Origin of the sequence: Streptomyces sp. N35, assembly GCF_016464295.1 — a bacterium.
In the GTDB taxonomy this organism is placed as follows: domain Bacteria; phylum Actinomycetota; class Actinomycetes; order Streptomycetales; family Streptomycetaceae; genus Streptomyces.
In genome coordinates, this window is sequence record NZ_JAEIMH010000065.1 from 33,581 (window position 1) to 42,271 (window position 8,691).

The 8,691-nt window shown below is 70.8% G+C and carries 10 protein-coding genes; 3 read left to right on the forward strand and 7 right to left on the reverse strand.

Translation table 11 applies throughout. The features are described 5' to 3' along the window. Nucleotides 1–142 precede the first annotated feature (142 nt). Entirely contained in the window at nt 143–808 is a 666-nt protein-coding gene (locus tag JAO81_RS29770) for a TIGR04222 domain-containing membrane protein (protein ID WP_307813837.1), read from the forward strand. 64 nt (nt 809–872) lie between these two features. Here the strand turns inward: JAO81_RS29770 and JAO81_RS29775 are convergent, their stop codons facing one another. Both JAO81_RS29775 and JAO81_RS29780 read right to left on the reverse strand, forming a co-directional pair. Further along, nucleotides 873–1,838 (reverse strand): DUF3500 domain-containing protein, encoded by a 966-nt coding sequence (locus tag JAO81_RS29775; protein ID WP_199551059.1) that lies wholly within the window; start codon nt 1,836–1,838, stop codon nt 873–875. Between the two features lie 169 nt (nt 1,839–2,007). After that, nucleotides 2,008–2,697, reverse strand: coding sequence for a DUF6882 domain-containing protein (locus tag JAO81_RS29780; RefSeq protein WP_199551060.1), 690 nt, complete (start codon nt 2,695–2,697; stop codon nt 2,008–2,010). 205 nt (nt 2,698–2,902) lie between these two features. On the opposite strand from JAO81_RS29780, the gene JAO81_RS29785 reads away from it, so the two are divergent. Next, nucleotides 2,903–4,126 (forward strand): metallophosphoesterase, encoded by a 1,224-nt coding sequence (locus JAO81_RS29785; protein WP_199551061.1) that lies wholly within the window; start codon nt 2,903–2,905, stop codon nt 4,124–4,126. On the opposite strand, the gene JAO81_RS29790 is transcribed toward JAO81_RS29785, so the two are convergent. The 3 genes from JAO81_RS29790 to JAO81_RS29800 all read right to left on the reverse strand — a co-directional run bounded on the left by JAO81_RS29790 (nt 4,112) and on the right by JAO81_RS29800 (nt 5,593). After that, complete coding sequence (locus JAO81_RS29790) at nt 4,112–4,651, reverse strand: hypothetical protein (RefSeq protein WP_233416102.1); 540 nt, start codon at nt 4,649–4,651, stop codon at nt 4,112–4,114. The genes JAO81_RS29785 and JAO81_RS29790 overlap by 15 nt on opposite strands. A gap of 95 nt (nt 4,652–4,746) precedes the next feature. Next, nucleotides 4,747–5,064 carry a hypothetical protein gene (locus JAO81_RS29795; protein WP_199551062.1) on the reverse strand — a complete coding sequence of 106 codons (318 nt, stop codon included), beginning with the start codon at nt 5,062–5,064 and terminating at the stop codon, nt 4,747–4,749. A gap of 58 nt (nt 5,065–5,122) precedes the next feature. Beyond that, the gene (locus JAO81_RS29800; RefSeq protein WP_199551063.1) at nt 5,123–5,593 is read right to left on the reverse strand and encodes a hypothetical protein; all 471 of its coding nucleotides are present in this window, start codon (nt 5,591–5,593) and stop codon (nt 5,123–5,125) included. Nucleotides 5,594–5,811: 218 nt separating this feature from the next. Between JAO81_RS29800 and JAO81_RS29805 the strand changes: the two genes are divergently transcribed. Then, the gene (locus tag JAO81_RS29805) at nt 5,812–6,480 is read left to right on the forward strand and encodes a lysophospholipid acyltransferase family protein (RefSeq protein ID WP_199551064.1); all 669 of its coding nucleotides are present in this window, start codon (nt 5,812–5,814) and stop codon (nt 6,478–6,480) included. 86 nt (nt 6,481–6,566) lie between these two features. Here the strand turns inward: JAO81_RS29805 and JAO81_RS29810 are convergent, their stop codons facing one another. Both JAO81_RS29810 and JAO81_RS29815 read right to left on the reverse strand, forming a co-directional pair. Continuing rightward, on the reverse strand, nt 6,567–7,463 hold the full coding sequence (locus tag JAO81_RS29810; protein WP_199551065.1) for a sucrase ferredoxin: 897 nt from the start codon (nt 7,461–7,463) through the stop codon (nt 6,567–6,569). A gap of 10 nt (nt 7,464–7,473) precedes the next feature. Further along, entirely contained in the window at nt 7,474–8,622 is a 1,149-nt protein-coding gene (locus JAO81_RS29815) for a cupin domain-containing protein (protein ID WP_199551084.1), read from the reverse strand. Between the last annotated feature and the right edge of the window lie 69 nt (nt 8,623–8,691).

Consider the following 8,691-nt stretch of genomic DNA (forward strand, 5'->3'; position numbering starts at 1 on the left):
CGCGGCCCGGGGGGGGGGCGGCCGCGTGGCCCCCTCCCCCGCGGGGGGGCGGCCGGCGCCCAGAACGCCCATAGCTCAAGTAATGCTCTGAGACGGCGCGAAGACGGTTGAGCCCATGGCCCGCAGGTGACACTGCCGGCAGGTGCAGCGGGCCGAATCGGGGGGGCGGGTCTGGATGCGGTGGGGGTTCAGAAGAGGTGCGAGCGCGGCGCGGGATCTGCAGCTGTACGACATCGCGTTCCTGGCGGGCGGGGCGCAGCGGGTGGCGGACAGCGCGATCATCGCGCTGAACAGGCGCGGCCTTGTCGTGGTACTCGCCTGGCGCGTGCGCACGGTGGAGGGCGAGCACCCCGACCATGCCGTCGAGCGTGCTGTGCTCGCCTTCTGCCGGCGCAGCAAGAGCATCAACGCCGTACGCGCTGCCGTGCAACGCTCCCCGGAGGTCGAGGAGATCGGGCGCCGGCTGGCCGCGTGGGGTCTGGTCGCGCGCTCGCGCCGGAGAGTGACGCGCGCGGGCAGGCGCCACCTGCAAGCGGCCCGGCACGACGCGAGCGTGCCCGAGTACGTCCTTGGCGGGGCCACCCTTCTCCGGGACGGCTCGGTGCGACACCGGGGTGACCACGGGCAGGGGCTTCCCGCTGGTCTCGGCCGGACTCTGAGGCGCATGGGCAAGGCCCTGGACAACGACTCCGATCCTGGCTCGGATGCGGGCACTTACGCCGGGAGCGGTTCGAGTTGCGGTGGCGGCGGAGGTGGAGGCGGCGGTGGCGGTGGCGGTGGCGGTGGCGGTGGCGGTGGCGGCGACTGAGGCCTCACCGGCCGGTCCAGGTGCACAAGTCCGCATGCTCCAGGGGGCGTTCCCGCCGAGCCGGTCAGCCGTGGGTGTGCTGATCCGTGTAGTGCGTCCGCAGCAGATCGATGCCCCAGTCGTGGCGTAGGTGCCGCCACACGGAGTGGGCGTGGTTGCCGTTGTCCTGGGTGTTGTCGTACTCGATGAGGAAATCGGGCGATCGTACGCAGTAGTAGTGCTGTTCGCCGGGGACCGTGCCACCGGCCCAGGCGAAGGAGAGCGCCTCCAGGCCGCGTGCTCGGACCTCGGACCAGCGGGCCTGTGCGTAGGCGGCGGGGGCCCGGTCGAAGTAGCGGCGCACCAGGTGTTCAAGGAGCTGTTGCTGTGGGCCCGTCATCGCGCCGTACGACAGGCCGGCCGGCAGCACGCCGGGGTCGGCGAACGGGTCGTCGCGGGTGAGGATGTCGTCCGGCGGCGTGGCCGAGAAGACCGCTTCGGCGCGCCGGGCGCGGTCCAGATCGGTGACGAGGTCGCGGGCCAGATCCTCTTCCGGGCCCAGCAATCGCCGCCCTGCGTGCGGGCCGTCGGCGATCCGTGCCGGCTCCGAGCCGATGAAGTGGGGCGTCACCCGGATATCGCCCGCCGCGACCAGCACATGGACGGCGAGGTGGTGGCCGTTCATCCGCCAGCCCCACGGGCCGTCACCCTCGGGATCACCCAGCAGCCGCAGCCAGTACCGGTCCGGGCCCCTCGCCCCGACCAGGGCACGGCGATGGCGTTCCACCTCGATCGCGCCGAGGGCCAGCTCCGCGCCCAGCGCGCCGTGCGCGGCGGTGAGCACCGCGTCGACCGCCTCGCGCTGTGCGCCGTCGAGCCCTTCGGTGGACAACCCCGGCCGTGAGCCGGGCAGATACGTCCACTCCCGCAGTTCCGCGGCATCAAGCCGGCCCGGCGCCGCCCGCAACTCGCGTACCTGCTCCGGCTCCAGGACCTTCAGGAGCGTATGCACGGCCCCGCGCAGCCCCGCCGCCACCTCGATGCCACCCATGTTTCCTCCTCGCGGCCGGACACCCTCACGCGGGACGCCGTCCTCCCGTAGCGCCCCGTACTGCGTCCTCGTTTCGCAAACTACCTCGCCCGCCCGAGCCTCAGCGACGAATACGGCGAGGAAGCGGCAGGGTGCCGTCGCCTGCCACCGGCCCGCCGGACGCTTCGGGTCAACCGCCTACCGTGAGGCGGATGTTGCCGATGCGCCCCATCGCGTCGAAGGAGACCACGGCGGCGTTGCCGGTCGGCAGGTCGGCGATCAGCTGGTGGTCTTCCATGCGATGCGGTACCCCGTGGTGCTCGAAGTACCCCCTGACGGCCTGCTGCGGAGAACGCCCGATGAGTGAGGCCCCGGCCATCAGCACGCGCGGCAGGGCGATCGGATCGAGGGGTGCGCTCGGCACCTTCGGGTCGTCGGGCAGGAAGTACACCTGGGTGGCGGGCCCGGCGGGCTGCCCGATGTATCCGGGTGCGTTGGCCACCCCCATCCCCGCGAAGGCCAGCATCTCGGCGGCCCGCCGCGGATCGTCGAAGCCGGACAGATCGAGTTGCCCTGCGGTGAACTCGGGAATCCCGTTCGCCTGCCCGTACCGTGCCACGGCAGCGGACAGCGCCACGACCTCGCTCCCGCCGAGCCCCGGATTCGCCCAACCCCACATCCAGGACCCGTCGTTCATGTCGTACGTCCCCAGGACGCCGATCCGTAGCTGCGTCTCTCCCTGCTGGTACGAACATGTCGGCAGGTCCGCGGTCCATGGCGCCTCGGGAAGGAACTCCATGAGCGCTTCGAGCTGAGCCGCGCCCCAGACGGCGTGCCGTTCCGCCTCGAGCAGGAACTGGTCGCTGAATCCGTTTGTCATGATCAGGAGCGTAGGGGGCGGGCCTCGACGACGGGTGGCCCGGGCCCCGTTCCACGAAGGACTGAGCCACTGCCGTCAGCGCGTTGATCTTGTCGTGGGCAGAGTGAACTTGCCGTAGGGCAGAGTGAACAGGCGCGCACTTCCGTGGAACACGAGGCGGCTACAGTGCCCGCAACAGCAGCCTGGTTGCTTGAAAAGGGGACGCGTGACCGAGACCAGCGACGAAACCCGATCCGCCGGAGCTGCGGCGGATGCGGCTCAGCCGAGCCGGTTGCATCGCCTGATGCGCTACCTCCCCCTGATCGCGCCCGTCCTGCTGTGGGCCGTGCCCTGCTGGCTGCTCCTGCACACCGGCCAGAACTGGCCGCTGCCCGTCGCGCCGGCCGGCACAGCCCTGTTCGCTCTCGGTCTTGTCGGCATGCCGCTCGCGATGGTGCGCGGCCACGGCCGACGGCAGCAGGACGCGGCGGCGATCGTCGGGGACACCCTCCTCGGCAGCATCTGGGTCCTGTTCACCTGGTCCGTTCTGCTCGGTGTCCTGCTGCGGCTCGCCCTGACCGTGGCCGGTGTCGGCGACGGTCAGGACCGGGCCCGGATCGTCACCTGGGCGGTCCTCGGCGTAGCGGCCGTGCTGCTCGGCTGGGGGTACGCCGAAGCCCGCCGGGTGCCACGGGTGCGCCGGCTCGACGTGCAACTCCCGCGCCTCGGTGCCGGATTGGACGGCACCCGCGTCGTCCTCATCACCGACACCCACTACGGCCCGCTCGACCGCGCCCGCTGGTCCGCGCGGGTCTGCGACACCGTGAACACCCTGGAGGCCGACCTCGTCTGCCACACCGGTGACATCGCCGACGGCACGGCCGAGCGCCGCCGCGACCAGGCCGCCCCACTCGGCACCGTGCGCGCCACCCGGGCCCGGGTCTACGTCACCGGCAACCACGAGTACTACAGCGAGGCCCAGGGCTGGGTCGATCTGATGGACGAGCTGGGGTGGGAGCCGCTGCGGAACCGTCATCTCCTGCTCGAACGAGGCGGCGACACGCTCGTGGTCGCCGGCGTGGACGATGTCACCGCCGAGTCCTCCGGCCTGGCCGGCCACCGCGCCCACCTCGCCGGAGCCCTCGACGGCACCGACCCCGACCACCCCGTTCTGCTCCTGGCCCACCAGCCCAAGTTCATCGACCGTGCCGCCGCCGAGGGCGTAGACCTCCAGCTCTCCGGCCACACCCACGGCGGCCAGATCTGGCCCTTCCACCACCTGGTCCGCCTCGACCAGCCCGCCCTCGCCGGCCTGAGCCGCCACGGCACCCGAACCCTCCTGTACACCAGCCGCGGCACCGGCTTCTGGGGCCCGCCGTTCCGTATCTTCGCGCCCAGCGAGATCACCCTGCTCGTACTCCGCTCCGGGCAGCGGTCACCCTCGTCGTAGCAAGGTCGACTCCGGGCTCGTACGCATGCGGACGAGCCCGGCTCCTTTTGATCCGGGACGCAACGGGTCGGGCAGGGAGGCCAGCCCCCGGGTGGGCACCTGTCGTTTGTCACCCACTGGTGGGAGCTGATGTTGTTGGTGGCCTTCGGTGAAGTAATCGTCAGCGATATTGCTGGCATAGGCCTCGTTCTTGGAGAGGCAGATGTGTCCCCCGCCCCAGTCCTGTCCGGTCTCGTTGTGGAACTTGACCGCAATACTCCCCTTGTTCAGGATGGATGACGCGTTGTTGGTGTCCGTGCCTCGGAACGGGCCGCTGCTGTTGCCCCAGTCCGAGTCCCAGCTGTTGCTGTAGCCGAGGACGCCGCCGTGGCAAGAGTGGTCCTGATAGGCGTACATGTACCCGTACGACGCCGCCGTGTAATTGTCGCTGCAGGTCCAGTTGTCGGCGTGCGCGTTCGTCGCGGGTACGAGCGCCCCGAGCCCTCCAAGGGTCAGAGCGGAAAGAACGGCAGGAATTCTGCGCATGGCTGCTCCGTCTTCTGTGCGGTGTGGTGGAACATCCGCTGTCGTGGTGCCGCGGAAATCTGCGAAGTCCGGTGCATCCGGACGGTTTGCCGCCGTCAGGCTTCGGAGCCGGTGATTCTTTCGGCCCGAGCTGAAGCGGCCAGTTTCATACGCTGATACGCGGCGATGTCTTCGCTGTAGCGCTGAAGTTTCTTGGCCCGGTATTCACGCTCGAGGGCACGAGCCGTTTTGCCCAGCAAGGTCTTCACCGCACACGTGGCTTCGGTCACCGCCAACCGCACGTCGGTGGCATGGGCCCGGGCGGCACTCATTCCCTGCGTGAGCGCATGGCGTTTCTCCCGGATCTCGGCTGGGGACGCGTAGGCATGGCCGGCTTCGCTCATGCACCGCGACCAGGCCTCAAGCGCTTTCACGAAGCGCTGGTCCTTGACGAGATACGGAACGTAGAGGGGCGTCAGGCTCGTGGCGATCTTATTGACGCGGAACCAGGCCGCGGTATCGCCGTACAGCTTCCCCTTGGCCTCGGCCAGGCAGCCCGTGGAGGGAGTTGGCGTACGCGGCATTCGGGTCGGCCGGGCGAGCCTGCTCGGCCTTCTGCTCGAACTCCCCGCCGTAACCGTACGAGCGAGCCCAATTGACGTCGTCCAGGACGTAGCCGTTCCCTTGGCGCTCCGCGACGCTCGCCATCGGTGCAACCCAGTAGGGGAACCCTTTGCCCTCCATACACTTCTTGACCAGGATCGACTCGGCGTGTTCGACCAGGACCTCCTCGGCATCGGTCAGGTCCCGCACCTGCCCCTTGAGGCTCCCGTGCGCGGAGCCTTGTGCCGGGTGAGCGTCCCTTTTCCCGTCACCCACGCTGCTCGTGCAGCCGACCGCGGTGAATGCGGCAACTGCCGTGATCAGCATGGCCGTACAGGCGGCCGCGAATGCTCGCCCCATCTCTTGTGCGCTCCCCCGTAGTCATTGACGTCTCGATTGGTGCGGGCTTCATCGTCGGGCGTATCTCTGGCCAGGGCTGCACGGTCAGGGAACTGCTCGAGAGCACGGCGCCGAAGTGCGTTCCGGACGCCAGACCAAGATGAGTACGAACACTCAGGCCCCAGCAGCTCCCGACACCGACGATGGAGCTCATTCGTCGTCAGCCTCAGGAGAGCACGATGCTCAGTCGCCTCGCCCAGGTTCTCGTTCCGGCTTTCGGTCGCCTCACGGTGAGCGTCGACGCCGGTGCCGCGTTCGCACGCGGCAGTCTCATCGTCGCGAACCACACCTCGCCGGCCGACCCCGCCGTCGTGCTCGCCGCGCTGGAGCGTCTTGAGGTACGGCCCGTGGTGATGGCCGCAGCGGGCCTGTGGCGCATTCCGTTCCTCGGTACGGCCCTGGCTCGCGAGGGCCACATCCCGGTTCATCGTGGAGACCGCCGCGCGGCACAGGCTCTCGACCTCGCCGCCTCCGCGCTCGAGGACGGCAAGCTGGTGCTCATCTACGGTGAGGGCCGCCTGCCCGTACGTCGGGACGCCGGCGAGCAGGCACCCCTTGCCTTCCGCAGCGGCGTGGCCCGGCTCGTCGAACGTACGGGCGCACCGATCGTGCCGATCGGGCAGGCCGGAGCGCGACGCGTCACCTCAGGGAGCGTGACCAAGCAGCTGGCGGGCCTGGCCACAGCGCCCCTGCGCCGTCCGGATCTGCATGTGCACGTCGGGGCTCCGCTCACCGTGACCGGGCACGGCCACCGGACCATGCGTACGGGACAAGCGCACGACGCGGTCACCGCCGCGTGGCGTGCGGCGGCGGGCCGGCTCGGCGAGCCGGCCGCGCTCGCCGCGTAACGGGAGCGCTCGGCCGGTCCGTCCGTGGCAGGGCCACCTGCCCTCATCGACGCGCCACCGTTCCGGTCCGCACGCCCGGTTCACCGTCAGTCGGCGATGATCGACCGGGCTTCATGGACAACAGTCGAGCTCAAGGACAGCCCGTTGCACGTCAGTTGGCGCGCGGGCGTCCGGTGGGACCGTACGTCGACCGCATACGCGGGTGAGCGCGGCGTACGGGCCGTCAGCCGGACGAGCCAGCCGTCGCTGTCGCGCGTCGTGTCCACGACCGCGTAGTGGTGCCGGCCCGCCGGACCGAATCGTGCGAGGAGAGCGGCCACCGCGGTCTGCTGGGGCGGGAAGAGGTTCGTGTAGCCGCGCAGGTGATCGGCATGTACGCGGTCGGCGAGGTGCTCCTCGACCGCGGTGACGGCTGACGCGGCGTCGAGGTTGCCGTAGTAGACGCCGTCGGGCGCGATGACGACGTTGGCGGCGAATCGGTCGCCTCCCACGTGCGTGCACTCCCACACCAGGTCCGGCCAGCGCTCGCTCAACGCCCGTGACACCGGCCGGCCGCGCACGGCACAGCAGACGTCGTGCAGGCCGTGGGCGCAGACGAGCACGACGGGCCGAGCTCCTCGGTCGCCGGGGGCATCGAGGGCGACGGCGATGCCCGCGAGGTCCTCGTCCCGCGTCCAGGTGCCCCAGGTCTGCCGGTGTGCGCCGTCGCTCTCGTAACGCAGGACAGCCCAGCGCCGCGGCCCTTCGGAGGTGCGCCGTCCGTGCCGTCTGATCAGGAGGATGCGGGCCCGGACGGCCTGGGCCGCGGAGAACACGAGCCTCTTGGTGTCGGGGTGGAGCGCAAGGCCGTCGAAGCCGTTGGGCGGCCAGCCGCCCGGGTACTCGATGAGAATCCAGGTCGTCCCGTACGGCGCCGTACCGGCCAGGGGGTCGTTCCGCAGCCGGGCGGCGTCGGCGCAGAAGAACCGGGGCGCCGGATTCACCGCCCCCACGTCAGGACCCGCCGGGTACCGCTACGCCCGCGCGCAGGAGCCGCTCGACGAGCTCGGGGCCCAGCTCCTGTGCCGCGTGGTCCCGGCCGTCGAGCAGGCGGGTCACTGCCGGCAGGTCCCGTTCGGACAAGTCGAGCCAGCCCGCCCGTGTGTGCAGGCGCCGGCCCTCCAGCCGTGCTTCGAGCGACGCCCGCAAGCGCACCCGCGTATCGGGAGCGAGGCCCTCGACGGCGGCGAGCTGGGCCAGCGGTCCCAGTGGCGCGGGCCGTCCCTGGCCGCGCCGGGTCCGATGGAACAGGGGTGTGGGGTCCGCCTCCGTCAGGGCGTCGACGAGACGTTGACGGACGAGGGCGAGTTCCTCACCCGGACCGTCGGTGCCGAGCGGCAGGGACGCACGCATCTCCGGGTCGTCCCGCAGCAACGCCAGTGCGGACTGGGCGAGTTGTTCGGCCAGGGCGTGGCGCGTCCAGGTGTGGATGCCGAGCGTCAGGTGGATCGAGACGGCGCCCTGCGCCTCGGCCGCGTGCAGCCAGCCCCGCGGCAGGTAGAGGACGTCGCCCGGCGCCAGGACGGTGTCCAGGTGGGGTTCGTCCTTCGCGGCCCGGACGACCGCGTCGCGGTGATCGGTCCATGGCTGGTCACGCAGCGGGTCGGGGTGGACCGGCTTGTGGATCGTCCAGCGTTTGGTGCCCTCGATCTGGAGAACGAAGACGTCGTGCACGTCGTAGTGGTCGTCGAACCCGCGGCTCTGCGGAGGCGTGATGTAGGCGTTGGCCTGCACCGGGTGTCCGAGTTCCGTGCTGAGGCGGGCAGCGAAGTCCGTCACCGGTTCCCACGTACGGTGCAGAGCCTGGAGGACGAGCGTCGCGCCGTCGGCGAAGCTGCGCCACAGGGCGGTGTCGTCGAGTTGGTCCCCGATCGACGCGCCGACCCCTGCCGGGGCGGTGAACGACGGTTCGGGGAGCGTGGCACCGTCCTTGGCCACGCGCAGGAACGGCGTGCGCAGACCGCGTCGGGAGATCAGCTCGTCGACGGCGTCGGCGGAGAACAGGTCGGTGAAGCCGCCGGCCCCGCGCGTGAGCAGGGGTGTGCGTGCCCAGTGCTTCTGGGCGAATTCCTCGCGGGTCAGCTGGGTCAGGCGCGCGCGCAGGACGCCGACGCCCTGCCCGGGGGGGGGGCTCCCCGGGTCCCGGGGGAGGGGGGGCCAAACCCCCGCCCC

Excerpts from the sequence above, each read along its gene's own strand:
- JAO81_RS29775 (WP_199551059.1), bottom strand. The coding sequence starts at position 1,838 with ATGGGTGGCATCGAGGTGGCGGCGGGGCTGCGCGGGGCCGTGCATACG.
- JAO81_RS29780 (WP_199551060.1), bottom strand. The coding sequence starts at position 2,697 with ATGACAAACGGATTCAGCGACCAGTTCCTGCTCGAGGCGGAACGGCAC.
- JAO81_RS29790 (WP_233416102.1), bottom strand. The coding sequence starts at position 4,651 with ATGCGCAGAATTCCTGCCGTTCTTTCCGCTCTGACCCTTGGAGGGCTC.
- JAO81_RS29800 (WP_199551063.1), bottom strand. The coding sequence starts at position 5,593 with ATGGGGCGAGCATTCGCGGCCGCCTGTACGGCCATGCTGATCACGGCA.
- JAO81_RS29805 (WP_199551064.1), top strand. The coding sequence starts at position 5,812 with ATGCTCAGTCGCCTCGCCCAGGTTCTCGTTCCGGCTTTCGGTCGCCTC.